Annotated in this window: 17 protein-coding genes; 10 read left to right on the forward strand and 7 right to left on the reverse strand. The window is 62.8% G+C overall.

What is annotated here, in order from left to right; all coding sequences use genetic code 11:
- Positions 1 to 88: 88 nt before the first annotated feature.
- The 4 genes from ACN2XU_RS09780 to bchF are packed head-to-tail and all read right to left on the reverse strand — an operon-like array spanning position 89 to position 6,942.
- Complete coding sequence (locus ACN2XU_RS09780) at positions 89 to 3,664, reverse strand: magnesium chelatase subunit H (protein WP_419410248.1); 3,576 nt, start codon at positions 3,662 to 3,664, stop codon at positions 89 to 91.
- Positions 3,654 to 5,174 carry a ferredoxin:protochlorophyllide reductase (ATP-dependent) subunit B gene (gene bchB / locus ACN2XU_RS09785; protein ID WP_419410249.1) on the reverse strand — a complete coding sequence of 507 codons (1,521 nt, stop codon included), beginning with the start codon at positions 5,172 to 5,174 and terminating at the stop codon, positions 3,654 to 3,656. The genes ACN2XU_RS09780 and bchB overlap by 11 nt, the downstream gene beginning before the upstream one ends.
- Entirely contained in the window at positions 5,171 to 6,457 is a 1,287-nt protein-coding gene (locus ACN2XU_RS09790) for a ferredoxin:protochlorophyllide reductase (ATP-dependent) subunit N (RefSeq protein ID WP_419410250.1), read from the reverse strand. The genes bchB and ACN2XU_RS09790 overlap by 4 nt, the downstream gene beginning before the upstream one ends.
- Complete coding sequence (gene bchF / locus ACN2XU_RS09795; protein WP_419410251.1) at positions 6,454 to 6,942, reverse strand: 2-vinyl bacteriochlorophyllide hydratase; 489 nt, start codon at positions 6,940 to 6,942, stop codon at positions 6,454 to 6,456. The genes ACN2XU_RS09790 and bchF overlap by 4 nt, the downstream gene beginning before the upstream one ends.
- Positions 6,943 to 7,267: 325 nt before the next feature.
- Between bchF and ACN2XU_RS09800 the strand changes: the two genes are divergently transcribed.
- From ACN2XU_RS09800 to idi, 6 genes are all read left to right on the forward strand, one after another.
- Positions 7,268 to 8,065 (forward strand): cobalamin B12-binding domain-containing protein, encoded by a 798-nt coding sequence (locus ACN2XU_RS09800; protein WP_419410252.1) that lies wholly within the window; start codon positions 7,268 to 7,270, stop codon positions 8,063 to 8,065.
- Between the two features lie 30 nt (positions 8,066 to 8,095).
- Entirely contained in the window at positions 8,096 to 9,523 is a 1,428-nt protein-coding gene (gene ppsR / locus ACN2XU_RS09805; RefSeq protein ID WP_419410253.1) for a transcriptional regulator PpsR, read from the forward strand.
- 72 nt (positions 9,524 to 9,595) lie between these two features.
- Positions 9,596 to 10,507: a chlorophyll synthase ChlG gene (gene chlG, locus ACN2XU_RS09810; RefSeq protein WP_419410254.1), complete on the forward strand. Its 912-nt coding sequence runs from the start codon at positions 9,596 to 9,598 to the stop codon at positions 10,505 to 10,507.
- Complete coding sequence (locus tag ACN2XU_RS09815; protein ID WP_419410255.1) at positions 10,504 to 11,796, forward strand: BCD family MFS transporter; 1,293 nt, start codon at positions 10,504 to 10,506, stop codon at positions 11,794 to 11,796. Before chlG ends, ACN2XU_RS09815 begins: the two co-directional genes overlap by 4 nt.
- 2 nt (positions 11,797 to 11,798) lie before the next feature.
- Positions 11,799 to 12,977, forward strand: coding sequence for a geranylgeranyl diphosphate reductase (locus ACN2XU_RS09820; RefSeq protein ID WP_419410256.1), 1,179 nt, complete (start codon positions 11,799 to 11,801; stop codon positions 12,975 to 12,977).
- Positions 12,974 to 13,489 carry an isopentenyl-diphosphate Delta-isomerase gene (idi, locus tag ACN2XU_RS09825; RefSeq protein WP_419410257.1) on the forward strand — a complete coding sequence of 172 codons (516 nt, stop codon included), beginning with the start codon at positions 12,974 to 12,976 and terminating at the stop codon, positions 13,487 to 13,489. The genes ACN2XU_RS09820 and idi overlap by 4 nt, the downstream gene beginning before the upstream one ends.
- A 66-nt stretch (positions 13,490 to 13,555) precedes the next feature.
- Here the strand turns inward: idi and ACN2XU_RS09830 are convergent, their stop codons facing one another.
- A complete protein-coding gene (locus ACN2XU_RS09830; RefSeq protein ID WP_419410258.1) occupies positions 13,556 to 15,034 on the reverse strand; it encodes a mannitol dehydrogenase family protein in 1,479 nt (492 codons plus the stop codon).
- On the reverse strand, positions 15,031 to 16,239 hold the full coding sequence (gene uxuA / locus ACN2XU_RS09835; protein WP_419410259.1) for a mannonate dehydratase: 1,209 nt from the start codon (positions 16,237 to 16,239) through the stop codon (positions 15,031 to 15,033). Before uxuA ends, ACN2XU_RS09830 begins: the two co-directional genes overlap by 4 nt.
- A 100-nt stretch (positions 16,240 to 16,339) precedes the next feature.
- Between uxuA and ACN2XU_RS09840 the strand changes: the two genes are divergently transcribed.
- The 4 genes from ACN2XU_RS09840 (at position 16,340) to ACN2XU_RS09855 (ending at position 19,923) form a co-directional block, all read left to right on the forward strand.
- Positions 16,340 to 17,086 (forward strand): GntR family transcriptional regulator, encoded by a 747-nt coding sequence (locus ACN2XU_RS09840; RefSeq protein ID WP_419410260.1) that lies wholly within the window; start codon positions 16,340 to 16,342, stop codon positions 17,084 to 17,086.
- Positions 17,083 to 18,054, forward strand: coding sequence for a TRAP transporter substrate-binding protein (locus ACN2XU_RS09845; RefSeq protein WP_419410261.1), 972 nt, complete (start codon positions 17,083 to 17,085; stop codon positions 18,052 to 18,054). The genes ACN2XU_RS09840 and ACN2XU_RS09845 overlap by 4 nt, the downstream gene beginning before the upstream one ends.
- 83 nt (positions 18,055 to 18,137) lie before the next feature.
- Complete coding sequence (locus ACN2XU_RS09850) at positions 18,138 to 18,641, forward strand: TRAP transporter small permease (RefSeq protein WP_419410262.1); 504 nt, start codon at positions 18,138 to 18,140, stop codon at positions 18,639 to 18,641.
- A gap of 4 nt (positions 18,642 to 18,645) precedes the next feature.
- On the forward strand, positions 18,646 to 19,923 hold the full coding sequence (locus tag ACN2XU_RS09855) for a TRAP transporter large permease (protein ID WP_419410263.1): 1,278 nt from the start codon (positions 18,646 to 18,648) through the stop codon (positions 19,921 to 19,923).
- A 25-nt stretch (positions 19,924 to 19,948) separates the two neighbouring features.
- Here the strand turns inward: ACN2XU_RS09855 and ACN2XU_RS09860 are convergent, their stop codons facing one another.
- Positions 19,949 to 20,845 carry an EamA family transporter gene (locus ACN2XU_RS09860; protein ID WP_419410264.1) on the reverse strand — a complete coding sequence of 299 codons (897 nt, stop codon included), beginning with the start codon at positions 20,843 to 20,845 and terminating at the stop codon, positions 19,949 to 19,951.
- Between the last annotated feature and the right edge of the window lie 90 nt (positions 20,846 to 20,935).

The raw sequence follows: 20,935 nt of genomic DNA on the forward strand, positions 1-20,935 counted from the left end.
GCCGGAACTCTTGGTGTCGGTGGGAAGAGACTATTCCGGACGTCAGGGCGAAACCCCGGCCCGAAGAGGCGATATGCGCAGCGACCCATCATTCCGCTGCCACCCCTTCCAGTCTGTCTTCGAGGGCGTCCGCCGCATCACGCAGCGCCGCCAGAGTTTCTTCGCTGGTCTGCCAATAGGCGCGGTCGTGCGCTTCGAGCAGCCGGTTTGCCATCCGTGAGGAGGCCGCCGGGTTCAGCTCGGCAAGCCGCTGGCGCATGGCCTCGTCCAGAACAAAGGTCTCGGACATGCGCTGATAGACCCACGGCTCGACCTGACCGGTGGTGGCGGACCACCCCATGGTGTTGGTCAGCGCGCTTTCGATCTGACGCACGCCCTCGGCGCCATGCTTGAGCAAGGCCTCGTGGAACTTCGGGTTCAGCGCGCGCGAGCGGGTTTCCAGCGCGACCTGATCGGACAGGGTGCGCACCTTACCGGTGCCGCGCGTGGTGTCGGAGATATAGACCGCTGCATCCTGACCGCCGCGCGCACGTTTGACCGCGCGGGAGATCCCGCCCAGCGTGTCGAAATAGTGGTCCACCGTCGTCACGCCCAGCTCGACGGATTCAAGGTTCTGATAAGCCAGATCGACGGTCTTGAGCGCGCGTTGCAGCAAGGCCGGGGTTTTCTGCGCCTTGCCATCGGTGCCATAGCCAAAGCTTTTGCGCGCCTCATATGCATCGGCCAGCTCGTCTTCTTCGCCAAAGGCCGAGCTGTCCACCAGATGGTTGACGTTCGAGCCATAGGCTCCTTCTGCATTGGAAAAGACCCGCAGCGCAGCATCCGCCATGGTGCAGCCGGTGTCCTGAATGCAGGCAAGCGCGTGGGCGCGGATGAAGTTCTGCTCAAGCGGTTCGTCCGCCTCGGCAGCCTTGAGTGCCGCTTCGGCCAGCAGCCGGGTTTGTAGCGGCAGCAGATCGCGGAAAATGCCCGAGAGCGTCATGATCACATCGATGCGCGGGCGGCCAAGCGCGGCTAGCGGGATCAGATCCGCACCGCAGAGCCTGCCAAAGCTGTCAAAGCGGGGTTTGGCCCCCATCAGCGCCAATGCTTGCGCAAGCGGTTCGCCATCCGATTTGATGTTGTCCGACCCCCAAAGCACGACGGCCACAGACCGCGGGATGCTCTGATGCGTGTCCAGCAAAAGCTGCGCCTGTTTCGCGCCTTCGCGGCAGGCAAATTCGCTTGGCATCGCAAAGGGATCAAAGGCGTGGATATTGCGCCCCGTCGGCAGCACGCTGGGCGAGCGGATCAGATCGCCGCCGGCCACCGGCGGGGTAAACCGCCCGTCAAGCGCGTTCATAAGCGCGGGCAATTCACTCTCGCGTTGCAGCAGCGCGTCGATCCGGGCGCGATCCGTGCCATCGGGCAGCAGCGACAGATAGGCCTGCCGGGCATCTTCGGACAGAGGGCGCCCAACCACATGCAGGCCTTCGGGGATCAGCGCATCTTCGGTTTCCAGAAGCCGCAGCCACAGCGCTTCGGGGTCTGCCCCGTTCATGTCCACCGCGTCAGCCTGTTCGGCGATCAAGAGGGCCAGTTCCGCGCGCTCGGCGGCGTCCGGGGCGCTCTTGCGCCAGCGTCCAAGGCTGTCCTTGATCTCAGCCAAACCCTTATAGAGGCCAGCCGAGGCCAAAGGCGGCGTCAGGTGGGTGATGGTCACAGCACCGGACCGGCGCTTGGCCAAGGTCGCTTCGGAGGGGTTGTTCGAGGCGTAGAGATAGACATTCGGCATGTCGCCGATCAACCGGTCCGGCCAGCAATCAGACCCTGGCCCGGCCTGTTTTCCGGGCATGAACTCCAGCGCGCCATGCATGCCGAAATGCAGCAAGACATCGGCCTGAAAACTGTTCTTGAGCCAAAGGTAGAACTGCGTGAAGGCATGGGTCGGGGCAAAGCCGCCCTCGAACAGTAGGCGCATCGGGTCGCCCTCATAGCCGAAGGTCGGCTGCAGCCCGACAAAGACCTTACCGAATTGCGCGCCAAGGATGAAGACGCCGCGCCCGTCGCTTTGAATCTTGCCCGGCGCCGCGCCCCATTGCGCTTCGATCTCACTCAGCCATGGGGTGCCGGTGACGATCTGGTCGGCGCTGACGTGGGCGGCGACATTGGCCTCTTGGCCATATTGCTGGGCGCTGCCTTCCAGAACGGTGGCGCGCAGGGCCTCGACACTGGTCGGCGGGGTCAGGTCATAGCCGCGCGCGGCCAGCGCGTGCAGCGTATTGAAAAGCGATTGAAAGACGTCGAGATAGGCCGCCGTGCCCGCCGCGCCCGCATTGGGCGGGAAGCCGAAGAGCACGATGCCCAGCTTGCGCTCATGGACCTGCGAGCGGCGCAGCGATGCAAGGCGCTCCAGTCTAAGCGCCAGCTTTTCGATGCGCTCGGGGCAGGGGGCCATGGCTTTGACGGTGGAGACAGCAGCACAGCCATGCGCGCACCCGTGGCACCCGTCTTCGCCATGGCGGCCCGCAAAAACCGTGGGGTTGGTCGCGCCGTCCAGCTCCGGCAGCGCGATCAACATGGTCGTCTCGATCGGGCCAAGACCCTGCGCCGAGGACGCCCATTGGCCGAGCGTCTGGAACTCCAGCGGATGCGCCGCGACATAGGGCACGTCGAGGGTCTGCAACCATTCGATGGCCGAAGCATTGTCATTGTAGGCGGGCCCGCCGACCAGCGAAAACCCGGTCAGCGAGAGCAGCGCGTCGATCTTCGCGCCCTCGGCCCCGTGAAAGAACCCTTCAATCGCAGGGCGCGCATCCAGACCACCGGCAAAGGCGGGCAGCACGCGCAGGCCGCGCATCTCAAGCGCCCGGATCACACCATCGTAATGCGCCGTATCACCTGACAGCACATAGCTGCGCATCATCAGGAGACCAACGGTGGCCTTGGCCCCAACGGGCTTGGGCAAATCAGCGGCGTTGGTGGTGATGCGGGACGGCAAGTCTGGGTGATACAGCCCGGTATCCGGGTATTCCAAAGGCGCCGGGGCCGTGGCGCCGCGCCATGCCTCGTGACGGCAGTAGCGCGAGATTAAGAAACGAACCAAAGCCTCGATATTATCGTCCGAAGCGCCGAGCCAGTATTGCATCGTCAGGAACCAGGCGCGCAGGTCCTGCGCCTTGCCAGGGATCAGCCGAAGGATGCGGGGCAAACGCCGCAGCATCCGCATTTTCTTGGCGCCGTCCTGTGCGCCGGTCTTGCCGGTTCCGCCACCGCCGCGCAGTTTCTTCATCAGCTTTGACAGACGGGAGTCGGGCGCGAGCATGTCCAGCGTGCCCATTCGGGTCAGCTTGACGATCTGCGTATCGGCAATGATCCCGGCCATGGCATCACAGCTTTCGCGGCGGGCCTTGAGGTCGGGGAGGATGGCGTTGATGTGCTCTTCGAGGAACAGCAGCGTGGTCAGGATGATGTCGCCGGTTGCGATATCCGCCTTGGCCCGGGCCAACGCCTCGGGGCTTTCGCCCCATTCCGCGGCGGCATGAACGCGGATGCTCAGACCGGGAAAGTCGAGCAAAAGGCGCTCGGCGGCGCGGGTGCAGGGACCGGCGGCATGCGAATCGAGCGTCAGGATCACTACGCGATAGCTGGGACCAGCGGCCGATATGAAGGCTTCATCGCGCATAATGGGCCTTTGCCTCGTAGAGGGTTTCGATGCCGATCTGGTTCAGCCCCTTCTGGGCTGCGAAGGTTTCGGTGTTGCGCCGCGCCTTGCCGCGCACGAAGAAGGGGACTTTCTTCAATTCCCGCTCCGCATCGTCGAGCCAGATGATCTCGGCGCTTTGCGGCTGGGCGGGCGCCGGGGCTTCGGTCGGCGCGGGGGCCGCTTTGCCACCGTGATGGCTGGCCCCGGCGGCATCGTGAAATTCGAAATCGTCGCGGAACATGGTCAGAAGGTGCTCTTCGAGACCCATGACCAGCGGATGCACCCAGGTGTCGAAGATCACGTTCGCGCCTTCGATCCCCATCTGCGGCGAATAGCGCGCCGGGAAGTCCTGCACATGCACCGGAGCCGAAATGACGGCGCAGGGAATACCCAGACGCTTGCCGATATGGCGCTCCATCTGGGTGCCAAGGATCATTTCCGGGGCCAGTTCTTCGATGCGGGCCTCGACATCGAGATAATCGTCGGTGATCAGCGCCTCGACGCCGTACTCCTTGGCGAGGGTGCGGATCATGCGCGCCTGTTCGCGGTTGTAACAACCAAGGCCGGCAACCTCGAAGCCCATCTCGTCGCGGGCAATCCGGGCGGCGGTGGCGACATGCGTGCCGTCGCCAAAGATAAAGACGCGCTTTCCGGTCAGATAGGTGCTGTCGACGCTGGCTGAATACCACGGCAGGCGCAGGCGGTCGGTGTCCAGATGCGGCGCACAGCCGGTCAACGCGGCGACCTCGGCGATGAAATCGCGGGTTGCGCCGACGCCGATGGGCACGACCTTGGTATAGGGCAGGTTGAGTTCCCGCTCCATCCAGCGGCAGGCAGCCTCGCCGGTTTCGGGGTACATCAGAACGTTGAAATGCGCCGCGCCCAGCCGGGTGACATCCTCCGGCGTGGCCCCAAAGGGGGCGCAAACGTTCACGCTGATCCCCATATCGCCCAACAGCGCGGTCAGTTCGGTGATGTCGTCGCGATGCCGAAAGCCAAGCGCGGTTGCCCCGATCAGGTTGCAGGTGATCTGCGCTGTGCGGTCCATCGGCTTGGCCAAGGTGCGTACAATCTGAAACAGAGTCTCATCCGCGCCGAAGTTTTCCTTGCGCTGATAACTGGGCAGGTCCAGCGCTATGACGGGGCAGGGCAGGCCCATGGTTTCGGCCATGCCGCCGGGATCGTCCTGGATCAGCTCGGCGGTGCAGGATGCGCCGACGATCATCGCTTGCGGCTGAAACCGGTCATAGGCGGCCTGGCAGGCGTTCTTGAACAGCATTGCGGTGTCAGAGCCAAGATCGCGCGCCTGAAAGGTCGTGTAGGTGACAGGGGGGCGATGATTGCGCCGCTCGATCATTGTGAACAGCAGGTCGGCGTAGGTGTCCCCCTGCGGCGCGTGCAAAACATAGTGCAGCCCCTTCATCGCGGTGGCGACGCGCAGGGCGCCGACATGCGGCGGGCCTTCGTATGTCCAGACCGACAGCTTCATTCCGCAGCCTCCACCCGAAGGGCCGCGCGGCGGTGCAGAGGGCGCGAGAACAGTCCGGCCAGATCGCCCGCCTGTTCGTAAAAATGCACCGGGGTAAAGACCAGTTCGATCGCCCATTTGGTCGTCAGACCCTCGGCTTCGAGAGGATTGGCAAGGCCAAGCCCGCATACCGTCAGATCGGGCCGGGCGGCGCGGCAGCGATCCAGTTGCAGTTCAACGTCCTGCCCTTCGGCAATGGTCGGGCCCTGGCCCAGCAGGTCCATGTCGGGTCCGACAAGGGCCTTGTGGATGTAGGGGGCGCCAACCTCGATGGCCTGCATCCCGCATTCCCGGGTCAGGAACCGCGCCAGCGGGATCTCAAGCTGACTGTCGGGGAAGAAGAAGATCGACTTGCCCGACAGCCTTTCGGCCGCCTGTGCCACGGCCTTTTTGGCGCGGGCGCGGGGCGCGGTGGTCACGGCGTCGAAACGCGCCTGATCAACGCCGAACTCCCGCGCCACAGCAAAAAGCCACGCGGTGGTGCCCTCTTCGCCAAACGGGAATGGCGCGGGAATGTGCCGCGCCCCGCGCCGTTCAAGGGCGGCATGGGTGCCTCCCAGGAACGGCTGTGTCAGGGCGAAGACCGTGTTCGGACCGATTCCAAGGCCGCTGTCGGCGTGGCGGGCGGGCAAAACGGCGATGTCTTCGATCCCCAGCTTCTCGAGAAGGTCCAGCGCCTGGTCCTCGACCACGTCGGGCAGGGCGCCGACAAGGACAAGTTGCCGTTTGTCGGTCTCGGGCAGAGCCGGGACCATGGCGGCAAGGCAGGCATCTTCGCCTTCGGTGAATGTGGTTTCGATCCCGGAGCCGGAATAGTTCAACACCCGAACCTTGGGCGCGTGTTTGGCCGAGAGGCGTTCGGCGGCACGGGCAAGATCCAGCTTGATCACTTCCGAGGGGCAGCTGCCCACAAGGAACAGCTGGCGGATGTCACTGCGGCGCGACAGAAGGCGATCAACCTCTCGCTCAAGCTCGGCCTGCGCGTCGGCGAGACCCGCCAGATCGGTTTCTTCGAGAATCGCCGTGCCGAACCTCGGCTCGGCGAAAATCATGACACCGGCGGCGCTTTGGAGCAGATGCGCACAGGTCCGGCTGCCCACGACCAGAAAAAACGCGTCCTGAATTTTCCGGTGCAGCCAGATGATTCCCGTCAGCCCGCAAAAAACCTCGTGTTGGCCGCGCTGCTTGAGCACCGGCACATCCCGGCATCCGGCGGCTTGCGGGGGGCGATCAAGATGGGTCATGCCAGCCCTCCCGCCTGCAGCCGCGCCGCGCGCAGTTTCAGCAGAAACTGGCCTGCGTTGATGACGTAGGTGCCGTAGGCAGCCAGCGCCAGAACCATCAGCGCATCGGGTGTCAGGCTGCCGGTGAAAAGCGCCCAGACATAGGCCGTGTGCAGGGCGATGACGACAAAACTGAAGACGTCTTCCCAAAAGAAGGATGCTGCGAAAAGGTATTGGCCGAAAACCACTTTTTCCCAGATCGCCCCGGTGATCATGATGAGATAGAGGCATCCGGTCTTGATCAGGATGGAGAGGGTCGCTGCTTCGTATCCGAGCCCGGTCAGCAAAAAGCGCAGAACCAGCGCCAGCGAGATCAGGAAGACAAGGAATTGCAGCGGGGCAAGAAGGCCCTGAACCAGCGTCCAGATGCTGGCATCCCGGCGGGCGCGTTGCTCTTTGGTGTAGAGCAACGTCCGAGCGGATTTCTGGTGAGTCTGTGACAGCATCTTCCCCTACCTTCAGGGTCATTTCACGAACGATGCTACGTGCCGACTCGGCAAAGTGTCAATTAAAACTTACACTCCAGTGTCGGCCGCAGCGTCATAACTTATTTACATCCCGAAATCGGACCGCTCTGCGGAATTCAAAATTTTACAATAATTTATTTGAGCGATTCCATCGGCATGTGGGCGTATCGAGACGCGTGCCGACGGATTTTATGTCAATAAAAATTGACAGCTCGGCTGTGCACGCGCAGATTGAAGCGACAAAATAGGTGCGAGACTCGCTTGGAGAGGCTATCTTGAGCACCAACGTCGGGAGGAGGCGTTCATGAATTGCGTTTCAGGGAGGCTCGAACTGCAGGGGAAGCGTGACACCGCTATTCGATTTTTGGTAGAGGCGGCCTTGCAGTCCGTCGCCACGAAAAAGCAGGCTTCCGTTCCCCGCTCGCGCGAGGAATGGGTTGATCGTCTTTGCACCGAAATCATGTCGGACTCGGAGACGAGCCATCGCAACGTCATATCGTCCCTGATCGCCACAGGCGTGACGACCGAGCAGGTGTTGCAGATTTACGTCCCCGCTGTCGCTCAGCGGATCGGGGAGCTTTGGATTCAGGATCGGGCGAGTTTCGTTCAGGTCACCGTCGGGGCAAGCCGTCTGCAGGCTTTGTTCCAGAATGAGCACCAACCGCCCCAGGGCAAGTGGCTCGACCGGACTGTTCCGCTTGGGCAGTCAATGTTGATGATCCTGCCCGAGAGCGAAGACCATACTCTCGGCGCATTTGTCGCCGCCGACCAATTCAGGCGTCACGGAATCTGGGTGCGCATGGCGATCCGCCTGAAGCCGCATGAACTTGTTCGCGTGATTGAAGAGGGCTGCTTCTCGATGCTCGGGATGTCGCTTGCTACCCAAAAGTCTATTGCGGGCGTGGAGGAGTTGATAAATTTCCTGCGCTCCGCTATGGACCACTGCCCGCCCATTGTTATTGGTGGGCGCTATGTTTTGGACAAAGACGATGTCGAAGAGCGTACCGGTGCGGACTTTGCAGTCCGATCTGTTCGTGAAGCCATAGAACGTTGCGGCCTGGCAAGTGTCAGTGAGCCTCTTTCGTTTGACTCAGTGGTTTGACGGGAGCTTTGAAACGCCCGAGGTGGAAGTGTGACGAAACAGGATCCGTCTCTTGAATTCAGCTATGCTGGAGAATTGCCTGAGAGCGCAGAGATAGGTCTTTTGATCCAGTCCGCTACGGACATTGCGGTCTATATTGATCAGGCCGGGATCGTTTCGGGAATTTTCGTCAGCCCGGAAAGTCCGTCGCTTGGATGTCTGGATCATTGGGTCGGACGGCCTTTCAGCAACTTCCTCAACATCGAAAGCAAGGCCAAATTCGCCGAACGCGTTGCCGAGATCAGGAGCGGCGCGGCCGATTTAACTGGCCCGATCGAGTTGAACCATTGTGACAATGCCGCCTGGGAGTTCCCCGTCCGGTACTCTTCGATGCTGATCAAAAACAGCAACGCCATCTTGATGCTCGGTCGCGACCTGCAGCCGATCGCCGAGGTCCAGCAGCGTCTCGTCAACGAGCAGCTGGCTCGCGAGCGCGACCTGCAGAAAATTCGCGGCGCTGAAACCTTCTATCGCGTGGTGTTGGAGGCGTCCGCAACGCCCCTGGTCGTGGTCGAGCCGGAAACCGGCCGAATTCGTGACATCAACAGTGCCGCGGCCACGCTGTTGGGTGCCAAGCTCGACACCTTGCCCGGCAGCACCTTTAACCAGGCATTTCAGGGCTTGCGACGGGGTGAGTTGATGGAGGCCCTGCAGAACGTCAGCGCCTCTGAAGATCGGCGGAGCATTCAGGCCGTTGCGCGCCGCAACGGGGTGCAGGTCGAAGTCTTTCCGGAGTATTTCCGGGCGGCAGGCGAGTTGTGCATGCTGTGCCATCTCGCGCAGGTCGGTCAGGATGACACGGGCGGCACCGAAATCGCTGGCCTGTTGACGGCGCTGTTCACATCTTCTCCGGATGCAATCGTTCTGGTCGATGCAAAAGGCATCATCCGGGACGCCAACGAATCCTTCCTCGTGCTCGCCGACGCGGCCCAGCTTCGGGACGTGAAGGGCAAGCATTTCGCCAAGTACCTGGTACGGGGCGAGGTGGATGCGCAGCTCCTGCTTGAAGGGGCATTGCGCGAAGGCCGCATTCGCAGCTATTCCACGCAGTTCAAGAGCTCCGTCGGAACGCGCGCCTCGGTCGAATTGTCCATTTCACTGCTGGGTGTGGGCGCCGACGCGGGCTTTGGGATGATCATTCGCGATGTCAGTCAGACAGCCCGCCCGGTTGATGATCTTCCGCAGGCGGTGGTTAGCGAGCATGCGCTGCAAAACGTCATGGATCTTGTGGGCACGGCCTCTCTGAAAGAGTTAGTTACCGCGACCTCCGACGTCATCGAGCGGATTTGCATAACGACTGCCTTGCAGATGACCAAGAACAACCGCGTCGCCGCGGCTGAAATGCTCGGTCTGTCCCGTCAGAGCCTGTACGTGAAGCTGCGCAAATACGATATGCTCAACAGCGACGCGCAGGAATGATCTGACCGGCTAATTTCGCCAAACGTCAGAAAACCCTTTCCTCGACTCCGTTTGTATAGTTTAGTTTACACTATGAGTGTAACACATGACTTACACGCCGTGCGTCGCATGCCAAGTCCACGCGCCGTTCTGACGCTGATCAAACCCATAACGTGGTTCCCGCCGATCTGGGCTTATCTCTGCGGTGCGGTGTCCTCCGGGGTGCCGTTTTCGTCAGCGCCGTTTCAGGTCATGCTGGGCATGCTGTTGGCCGGTCCCATCGTATGTGGCATGAGCCAGGCGGCGAATGACTGGTGCGACAGGCATGTTGACGCCATCAACGAGCCGGATCGGCCGATACCCTCCGGCCGCATTCCGGGCCGGTGGGGGTTGTGGATCGCCCTCATGATGACCGCGCTGTCGCTTTGGGTTGGCTCGTTTCTTGGCGCTTGGGGATTTGGCGCGACCGTCTTTGGAGTGCTGGCCGCGTGGGCCTATTCGGCGGAGCCGATCCGGCTGAAGCGATCCGGGGTCTGGGGGCCGGGGTTGGTCGGGCTGTGCTACGAGGGGCTCCCCTGGTTCACGGGGGCGGCGGTGCTGTCCGCCGGGGCGCCTTCGGTCCCTGTGGTCCTTCTTGCGGGGCTTTATGCCTTCGGTGCGCATGGCATAATGACATTAAATGATTTCAAGGCATTGGAAGGGGATCGCCAGATGGGCGTGAACTCCTTGCCGGTGACGCTCGGCCCCGAGCGGGCGGCAAGGGTCGCCTGCCTCGTGATGGTGTTGCCCCAGTTGGTTGTGATTGCATTGCTCGCTTACTGGGGCGCGCCGTTGTTTGCCTTGGCGATTTCGGCGCTGTTGCTTGGGCAAATCTGGGCCATGCGCGTTTTGCTGTCGGATCCCAAGGGGCGCGCGCCCTGGTACAACGGTACGGGCGTTTTGATGTACGTCAGCGGCATGATGATCGCTGCCTTCGCGCTGCGATTGATGGGAGATGTCCTGTGAGTTTGAGTTGGGTTTCGATCGTCCGGCTGGGGCTGGTACAGATGGCGCTCGGGGCCATCGTCGTTCTGACCACCTCTACCCTGAACCGGTTGATGGTCGTCGAAATGGCCCTGCCTGCTGTTTTGCCAGGTCTTTTGGTCGCGCTGCATTACGGCATTCAGATAACCCGGCCCAATTGGGGGTTTCTGTCCGATACCGGCGGTCACCGGACGCGCTGGATCATCGGCGGAATGGCATGCCTTGGCCTCGGCGCGTTCGGCGCGTCCATTGGCGTCGTGCTCTTCGCCACCAGTTTTGCCACGGGCCTCGTTCTGTCGATCCTGAGCTATGCGTTGATCGGGCTCGGTGTTGGGGCGTCCGGAACGTCGCTGCTGGCGCTTCTGGCCACCGCGACGGAGCCCCGCCGCCGTGCCGCTGCCGCGACGATCACATGGCTCATGATGATCTTCGGCATTGCCGTGACCGCGGGCACGGTCGGGGCGTTTCTGGATCCATACTCTCCTGCGCTTCTGCTGCGGATCGTCGCCGTCGTCACGCTTGGTGCGGTTGTCCTGACCGTCGTGTCCGTCTGGAGCATTGAGCGGCGCGTCAAACCCTGCGTTCCGGCTTCGGAGGCTCCAACGTTTGTTGAAGGTCTGCGCGATGTCTGGGCCGAACCCGCAGCGCGCAATTTCACGGTCTTCGTCTTTCTGTCGATGACGGCCTATTTCATGCAAGAGCTGATCCTCGAACCCTATGCCGGGCTGATCTTCGGGTTCACCCCGGGACAGTCGACGCAGTTGAGCGGCGCCCAGAATGGCGGCGTCTTCCTTGGCATGCTGACCGTGGGCATTGCCGCCACGGGTCTGCGCGTCGGCAGCCTGCGGGCGTGGGTCATTGCCGGGTGCCTCGGCTCTGCGGCCAGTCTGGTGGCCATTTCGATGGCGGGGGCGTTTGCGGTTGCACCGGCCCTGATGCCAGCGGTGGTTGCGCTTGGGGTCTTTAACGGCATGTTTGCGGTTGCTGCCATCGGCTCGATGATGGCCTTGGCTGGCGAAGGCCGCGAGGCCCGCGAAGGGACCCGCATGGGCCTTTGGGGCGCGGCGCAGGCGATCGCGGCGGGCTTCGGCGGCCTGATCGGCGCGGCTGCTGTTGATGTGATGCGTGTCGCTCTGACGGATGACTCCATCGCTTTTGGCACGGTCTTTCTCTTCGAAGCCGGCCTGTTTCTTGCCGCTGCGCTGCTGGCTCAGAAGGTCATCGCGGACCGACGCAGCCCTGCGAGCGCCCCAATGGTTCCGGGAGAATGACCATGTATGATGTCATCGTCGTAGGCGGAGGCCCTGCGGGTGCCACAGCCGCAGAAGATCTTGTCCGTTCCGGCCACAGCGTTGCGTTGCTGGACCGTGCCGGGCGCATCAAGCCTTGCGGCGGCGCGATCCCGCCGCGCTTGATCGAGGACTTCAACGTCCCTGACTCGCAGCTCGTCGCCAAGGTGACGACGGCGCGCATGATATCGCCCACAGGGCGCAAGGTGGATATTCCGATCGAGAACGGTTTCGTCGGCATGGTCGACCGCGCTGACTTCGATGAATTCTTGCGGGCGCGTGCGGCGTCTGCCGGGGCGGCGCGGCTGACCGGCACTTACCGCCGCATTGAGCGCGACGACGATGGACCCTGGGTGGTGTACCGGGACAAGACTGACGGAGCCGAAAAAAGCGTGCGGGCCAAGCTGATCATCGGTGCGGATGGAGCGCGGTCCAACGTGGCCCGTGACGCGGTGCCCGGCGGGTCGGACATTCCCTATGTCATTGCCTATCATGAAATCATCGAAGCGCCCGAAGGGCAGGGCGATTATGACCCTCTGCGCTGCGATGTCATTTATGACGGGCGCATCTCACCGGACTTTTATGGCTGGGTCTTCCCGCACGGAAAATCGGCAAGCGTCGGCATGGGCTCCATGGTGCGCGAGGTCGATGTGAAGCAGGCCACCGCCGATCTGCGTGCAGCGTCCGGCCTGACGGAGTGCCGGACCCTGCGCCGCGAAGGCGCGCCGATCCCGCTAAAACCCCTGGATCGCTGGGACAATGGCCTTGATGTGGTTCTTGCCGGGGATGCCGCAGGCGTTGTCGCGCCGAGTTCGGGCGAGGGTATCTATTACGCCATGGTGGGGGGGCGTGCCGCCGCCACCGCCGCCGCGTCCTGTCTCGCCTCGGGGCGGGTGCGTGATTTGCGGCTGGCCCGGCAGCTTTTCATGCGGGAGCACAAGACTGTCTTTCGTGTGCTCGGCTCCATGCAGAAGGCCTATTACCGTTCGGATGAGCGGCGTGAGAGGTTCGTCTCCCTGTGTCATGATGTGGACGTCCAGCGGCTGACGTTCGAGGCCTATATGAACAAGCGGCTCGTCCGCGCCCGCCCGATGGCGCACCTGAAGATCGGTCTCAAGAACCTGGCCCACCTGACCCGGCTGGTGCCTGCGGCCCGGACATGAGTGCCTTGATCCCGGCTTGGGTCGACGGGGAGCTTGTTGCTGTCGAGAAACTGGACGTGCATCGGCGCGGGCTGTTGCACAAGGCGGTCTCGGTCTTTGTGCTGTGTGGCACTGACGTCCTGATCCAGCGGCGCGCCATGGGAAAATACCACACGCCCGGACTTTGGGCGAACACCTGCTGCACGCATCCGGATTGGGGCGAAGACCCGAGGGACTGCGCCACCCGGCGTTTGCGCGAGGAGCTGGGGGTGACTGGGCTGACCCTTGAGCACAAGGATCGTCTGACCTATCGCGCCGCAGTCGGCAATGGGCTGATCGAACACGAGCGCGTGGATGTGTTCGTGTCGCGCGTGGCCCGCCGGATCGCGACCGCACCCAACCCCGATGAGGTCATGCAAACCGATTGGGTCGATATGGCCGATCTTTTTGACCGTGTGCAGAGGACGCCGGAGCATTATACGCCGTGGCTTGCCATCTATCTTGCTGAATATGCGGAGAGTATTTTCGCCTGATCACGCGGTTTCTTCCATGCCTGTACCGACCGCGCATCGGGGACAACATCGCCCCGATGCCGTGTCTCAGCGTCTGGAAAATGGCGAGGGGCGCTGCGCTTCTCGCTCGATGATCTCGGTCATCGGGGTGATCAGCATGTCGGACAGGATGCTTTCCACCATCGCCCAAAAATCGCCATCCCCCGCAACCGTATCCGGCATAATGCCCAGTCCGGCAATCGCCGCAACAACGCTCGAAGCATCCCGTCCGGTTGCCGTATTGCGAAGACCCTCTGCCCTGGGGTCGCGCAAGGCATAGGGCGCGCAATCGTGGGTCGCGCCGCTGACATGGCGGGACCAGGCCGCTGTCGCTAACGCGAAGGGCCGAATATCGACAGAGGCTTTCCGGGCATCGGCAACTGCGGCAAAGATGCGCTGCGGGATCTTCTCGGATCCATCCATCGCGATCTGGAAGGTTTCATGCGCGATCGACGGATTGCGGAAGCGTTGGAGCAAGGTGTCCGCATAGGTCTCGGTGTCTATCCCCGGGATCGGCGGCAGGGTTGCAGCCGCAGCGCGAAGATGGTGCCCGATCAGGAGCGCGAGCGCGGGATTTTCCATGACGTCACGCACATAGCGCAGCTGCGCGTGGAACCCGGCATAGGCCAGCATGGAGTGCGTGCCGTTGAGCATCCGGAGTTTCATCAGCTCGTAGGGGGCCACGTCCTCGGCAAAGATCACGCCAGCGGCCTCCCAACCGGGGCGACCCTGCGGAAAATGATCTTCGATCACCCATTGGCAGAAGGCTTCGGTTTCGACGGCTGCCTGGTCTTCGCACCCTGTCAAGCGGGCGGCTTCGGCCAACGTGTCGTCGGTCGCGGCCGGGGTGATGCGATCAACCATTGTGGAAGGAAAGGCGACTTCCCCTGCGATCCATTCGGCGAGCGCGGGATCGAGGTGGCGGGCGAAGTCGGTGACGGCGCCGCGCAGCAGTGCGCCATTCTCCGGCAAGTTGTCACAGCAGAGCACCGTGAAGGGCGGTATCCCCGCATCCCGGCGACGACGCAGCGCCTCGGTCAGCAGTCCCAAAACGCCCTGCGGTCTGTGCGGATGGTCGAGATCGGCGGCGACGGCGGGGTGCGCGGGGTCGCAGCCACGCGCCGCCCGATCGAGGCCATAGGCCTTCTCGGTCACTGTCAAGGACACGATCCGGGTGGCCGGGTCGCTCATGGCCAATAGTGCCGGACCGGGGTTGCCGACGGAGCAGATCGCATCCGCAATGGCACCGACCACGCGGGCTCTGGTGCCCTCTGCGCCCTTTTCGATCAGCGTGAACAGCCCGTTTTGCGGGTGCAGGGCCGCAGTGGCAGCAGGCGAGCGCAGCGATACGCCAAGAATACGCCAGTCTCCGCCCCCGGCTGCCAACGCCAAATCGGTGAGCGCCGCCTGATGGGCCTTGTGAAAAGCGCCAAGGCCAAGGTGAACAATGCCGATGCCATGCTCCGCGGGATCGTAGCCCGGGCGCATTTCAGAGGGGATCTGATCCAGAGAGGTCAGGCGGGTCATGCGCCGGACACCCGCTCGAAGGCTCGATACAGGCCACGCAGTTCAGCCAGACCCTTGAGACGTCCGATGGAGGGGTAGCCGGGCTGTGCCTGTCGTCCGAGATCGTCCAGGATGTCCTGCCCGTGGTCTGGACGGAAGGGAATGGACCAGTCCGCGCGGCCTTCGGTGCGGCGGCGGGCTTCTTCTGCGACGATGGCCTCGACCATGGCGATCATGTCAGTGCGCCCTCCGAGATGTTCGTCTTCGAAGAAGCTGTTGCGCAAGGCATCGCCTTCGATTGTCACGTTCCGCAGGTGCAGGAAATGCACCCGGTCGGCCAAAGCCCGGAAAATCGCAACCGGATCATTGTCGGGCCGCGCGCCGAGTGAGCCGGTACACAAGGTCACGCCATTTGCAGGGCTGTCGACCGCATCCAGCACAGCGCGGTAGTCGGCTTCGGTCGACATGATACGGGGCAGGCCAAGCAGCGGGAAGGGCGGATCATCCGGGTGGCAACACATCCGAAGACCGAGCCGCTCGGCGGTTGGCACGACCTCGGACAGGAAGTCGATCAGATGGCTGCGGAGGCGCTCTTTGCTGATGCTGTCATATTCGGCAAGGTGCTGGCGCACATCGTCGAGAGAAAAGCTCTCGGCGGCACCGGGCAGGCCAAAAACCACGTTTTTTGCCAATTGTTTGCGCCGCACCGTGTCCATGCCTGCGAACCGCCGGGCCGCCTCTTCGCGCAGGGCTTCGTCGTAGTCCGCCTCCGCACCTGCGCGTTCAAGAATGTGCAAGTCGAATGCCACGAAATCCGGCAGATCGAAGCGCATGCAGGTGGCGCCGTTCGGGCGCTCCCACGCGAGGTCCGTGCGGGTCCAGTCGAGCACTGGCATGAAATTGTAGCAAACCACCTCGATCCCCGCCGCCGCAAGGTTTTCAAGCGAGGTGCGATAGGTGTCGATATGCGCGCGCCAGTCGCCTTTCTGCTTCTTGATGTCCTCGGAGACGGGCAGGCTTTCGACCACGTCCCAGCGCAGTCCGGACGGCGCCCCGCTGCGCAGTACGCCAACTTCGGCCTGCCTCTGTGCGATCTCATCCGCCGTCCAGACATGCCCGGTCGGCACGTGGTGCAGAGCGGTCACGATGCCTTCGGCGCCAGCCTGCGCGACATCGTCGATGGAGACACGATCCTTTGGACCGAACCAGCGCCAAGTCTGTCTCATGGGGCGAATCCTCCTTGTTCCCTGCGGCCTTCTTAGCATCGATAGTATTTGAATGGTAGTATGGTAGTGTGTTACCGAAGAACCGGGAGGAGGTCGAATCATGCTTGAAGCCAATGGCTCGCGTTTTGCGCTGGATGCCGCGCAACCGATCACGCCCCAGATCACCCGGTATCTTCAGGATCGTATCATCCATGGCGACCTGAAGCCGGGAAACCGCATTTCCGAAGCCGAGATCGCGCGGGCCTGCGACGTCAGCCGCCAGCCGGTGCGCGAGGCGTTCATTCGTCTTGCGGTGCAGGGTCTTCTGGCGGTGCTGCCGCAGCGTGGCACAATCGTCAGCAAGATCGCCTATTCCGCCGTGCTCGATGCGCGTTTTCTGCGTGAGGCCATAGAGGCAGATATCGTCGCCATCCTGACGCATGCGCCGAATGCCGCGCTTGTCACGGAGTTGCGCAAGCAACTCGATGCGCAGCGGGCGCTGTCTCCATCCGAGAAGACGGCGTTCATGCGCTGTGACGATCGCTTCCACCGGACGCTTGCGGAGGCAGCAGGCAAGGCCGGGGCGTGGAAGCTGATCGAGGGTTTGAAATCCCAGATGGATCGGGTGCGGTTTCTCTCGCTCGGCCATTTTCCCATGGGCAAGCTGATTGATCAGCACAGCGCCGTGGTCGACCGGATCGAAGCGGGCGACCACGAACAGGCGGATACTGCGATCCGGCTGCACCTGCGGGAGGTTCTGCACGATCTGCCACAGATCTGTGACGCCAATCCCGATTTCTTCGACATGCCGGAGGGGGCTCTTCCCGCGCCGGTAAACGTACCCATCCAAGGAGGAGTGGACACATGACAATCAATTGGAAAACCCCGGCCTTTGCCGTGGCGCTCGCGGCGCTTACGGCGGTTCCGGCCTTTGCACAGGACATGACGCTGAAGCTTGGCCATCTCGCCAACGAGGAAAACTCCTGGCACATGGCCGCCGTCAAGTTTGGGGAAGAGCTTTCGGCGCTGACCGATGGCCGCATCGCCGTCGAGGTCTTTCCGAACGAAAGCCTCGGCAAAGAGATCGACCTGATCAACGGCATGCAGCTTGGCACCGTGGACATGACGATCACCGGCGAAAGCCTGCAGAACTGGGCGCCGATGGCCGCCCTGCTGGCTGTTCCCTATGCCTACAAATCCATCGAGCACATGGACGAAGTGGCCTCTGGCGAGATTGGCGATCAGATAAAGGCACAGATCATCGAACAGGCACAGATCCGCCCAATCGCGTATTTCGCCCGCGGGGCGCGCAATCTGACGTCCAATCGTCCGATCACGTCGCCGTCTGAACTGGACGGTCTGAAGATGCGTGTGCCCAACGTGCCGCTATTTGTTGACGTCTGGAAGTCGCTCGGCGCCAACCCCGGTCCAATGGCCTTCTCCGAGGTCTTTACCTCGCTACAGAACGGCACCATCGACGCGCAGGAAAACCCACTGGCGCTGATCCGGTCGGCATCGTTCTACGAGGTGCAAAGCCACGTGAACCTGACCGAACACGTGCGCTCGTGGATCTATCTCACCATCTCCGAGATGACCTGGAACACACTGTCCGACGCCGACAAGGACGCGGTCATGGAAGCGGCCGCCCGGGCGCAGGCTTACGAGCGTGAATTGTTCAACGACAGCCTCGCCGCGGATCGCGCGTTCCTTGAGGAAAAGGGCATGACCTTTGTCGATGTCGACGGTCCGGCGTTTCAGGCCGCTGCGAAGGATGCGGTGCTGGCCAATGTGAACGACGAGATCAAACCGATCGTCGAGGGGCTGTTCGCGCAGTAACCCGGCAACAGGCTTGACGTGACCGGCGCTGCCTCACTCCCGTGGCGCCGGTCCATTGATTTCTGACGCAAGGAGGGACGCGCATGTCGCGCGCGGACAAACTGATTGACGCCATCGTCTTTGTGGCGCGGCTCGGCACCGGACTGTCCTTCGCCGTTCTGATCGGCGCTGTACTGCTGCAGGTTGTCGGGCGGCTGACCGACACGGCACCTGTGTGGACGGAGGAGCTGACGCGCTACGCGCTGTTGTTCACTGTCGCCTTTGGTGCAGGGCTGGCTTTCCGGACCGGTGATCTGGTCAATGTCGATGTGATCTGCGAATCCCTGCCCGGGCGCATGCCCTGGCTTTTGCGCCTGTTCGCCGCCGCCGCGACCGCCGGTCTGGGGCTTTTTCTTCTGCCCCATGCCTGGCGCTATGTGAGTATTGGCAAGATGCAGACATCGCCCGCGCTCGGCGTGCGGATGGATATCGTGCATGTCACCGTCTTCGTGATGCTGGCTCTGCTCGCGCTCTTCGCAGGGTTGCGCGTTCTGGGGATGCTCAGCGGAGCCGAAGACGGAAAACCTGTAAAGCCTGAAGAGGACTGACCCGATGGACGTGACACTCCTCTTTGCCGTCTTCGTTGGCGGTCTGGTGCTTGGCATCCCTGTGGCGGTGACGCTTGGCCTCTCGTCGCTGGCCTATATCCTTGCGGTGGGTTTGCCGCCTGTGGTCATGCCGCAGAAAATGTACGCAGGCATGGACGTCTTCGTGCTGCTCTCGATCCCGGGGTTCATCCTCGCGGGCAACCTGATGAATCAGGGCGGCATCACCACGCGTATCATCCGCTTTGCCAATGCACTGGTGGGCTGGATCCGGGGCGGGCTTGGCCTGACGAACATCGCTGCCTCCATGCTGTTCGGCGGGATCACCGGGACCGCCGTGGCCGATGCCGCCTCCATCGGCGGGGTCATGATCCCGGGTATGAAAAAGGCTGGGTATCCGGCGGATTTCTCCGCTGCGGTGACCGCCGCCTCCTCCACCGTGGGGCCGATCATTCCGCCGTCGGTGCCAATGATCATCGTCGGCGCCCTGTCGGGCATCTCTGTCGGCCAGATGTTTCTGGCTGGCGCGGTGCCCGGAATTCTCATGGGCGTCTCGATGATGGTTACCGCCTATATCATCTCGGCGCGGCGCAACTTCCCCCGGCAGGAATGGCAAGGTCTTGGCGAGATCGTTCGCGCGTTTGGTGGCGCGTTCTGGGCGTTGGCCATGACTTTCCTGATCATCTACGGCCTGCTGTCCGGTCTGGCCACTCCGACCGAAACAGCCGTCGTGGCCAGCCTCTATGCCTTCCTGGTCGGCGCTTTCATCTACCGCGAGCTGCCGCTCTGGAATGTGCCGGGCATCATCGTCGACAGTGCGATTTCGGCGGCGGGGATTCTGGCGCTTGTCGGGTTTGCCAACGTGTTCGGCTGGATTCTCGTTTCCGAGAGAATTCCACAGGCAATCGCAGACGGGGTGCTTTCGATCACCGACAACAAGTTTGTCGTCATCTTGCTGATCAACATTCTGCTGCTGTTTGTCGGCATGTTCATGGAGACAATCGCGGCGCTGATCATCCTCTTCGTACCGCTGTTGTCTCTGGCTCAGGCGGTCGGGATTGACCCGCTGCATTTCGCCACGTTCGCAGTGCTGAACCTGATGATCGGGCTGACCACGCCCCCGGTGGGCGTTTGCCTTTTTGTCTGTGCCGGCATTGCACGCTTGCCGCTGATGCCGGTGATCATTGCGATCCTGCCGTTCCTGTTGACCAACATTCTCGTTCTCCTGGCCGTGTCCTACATCCCGGCGCTGGCAACGTGGCTGCCGCAGTTGCTGACCAAGTAAGTCGCGGCAGCCCCGGGCTCGTCCTTTACGGGACGAGCCGCTGCCGGGTGCGGACCGCCGGGCGCGGAAGAGGCCGGGGACGGCTGGCCCTCTGGCCGAGCCAGACCGAACCGAGCACGATTGCCGCGCCGAGGAGTTGCAGGGCGCTCAAAGACTGGCCAAGCCAGATCCAGCCGAGGCAGACCGCGGTGACCGGACTCATCATGCCAAGCATGGAGATTGCGCCGGGCTCGATCCGGGCCACACCGCGGAACCAGATCCAGTAGGTCATCGCTGCCCCGACAAGGCCAAGCCAGACAAGCCCGCCGATGTTGACCAGATCGAGCGCTGGCAGGGGCGGCTCAACCATGAGCGACAGAGGCAGCAGGATCAACCCACCCGCCGAAAGCTGCCAGGCCGTGAAGGTCAGCGCGGGCACCGGAGGTTGCCATTTGCGGCTGAGAACAGTGCCTGCGGCCATGGCAGCGGCGGCGGCAAGTGCCGCCGCGAACCCGACCGGATCGAACGCCGCGCCCGGACCAAGCAGCAAAAGGCCGACGCCAAAGATCCCGGCGATCGCGGCGGCCACTGCTTTGGCGCGAACCGGTGTCCCGAGCCAGCCGCGCGCCATGCCGATGACCATCAGCGCCTGAACAGAGGTGACTGTGGCCGCGACACCGCCGGGCAAGTGATAGGCCGCGACAAAAAGCAGGGTCCAGAACACTGCGAAGTTCAGCCCGCCAAGCAGCAGAACCCGGCCAATCCATGCGCGTGGCGGCAGGCACCGCGTCACCGCCAGCAACAGCAGCCCGGCAGGCAAGGCCCGCAAGACGGCGAGTGTGATGGGGTAGCCTTCGGGCAGGAATTCCGTCGTGACGAAATAGGTGCTCCCCCAGATGGCCGGGGCGATCGCCGTGAGCAGGATATCGGTGGTGCGGGTCATGACGGGATCTCCAACGGGGCGCTCACCGATGGAGCGCTTTGGCAATGCGGCCAGCTTCGGGGCAGGCTGCGGCGGTTTTGGCCCGCTGTG

The sequence above is a fragment of the Pacificoceanicola niger genome (assembly GCF_048553275.1).
GTDB lineage: Bacteria > Pseudomonadota > Alphaproteobacteria > Rhodobacterales > Rhodobacteraceae > Pacificoceanicola.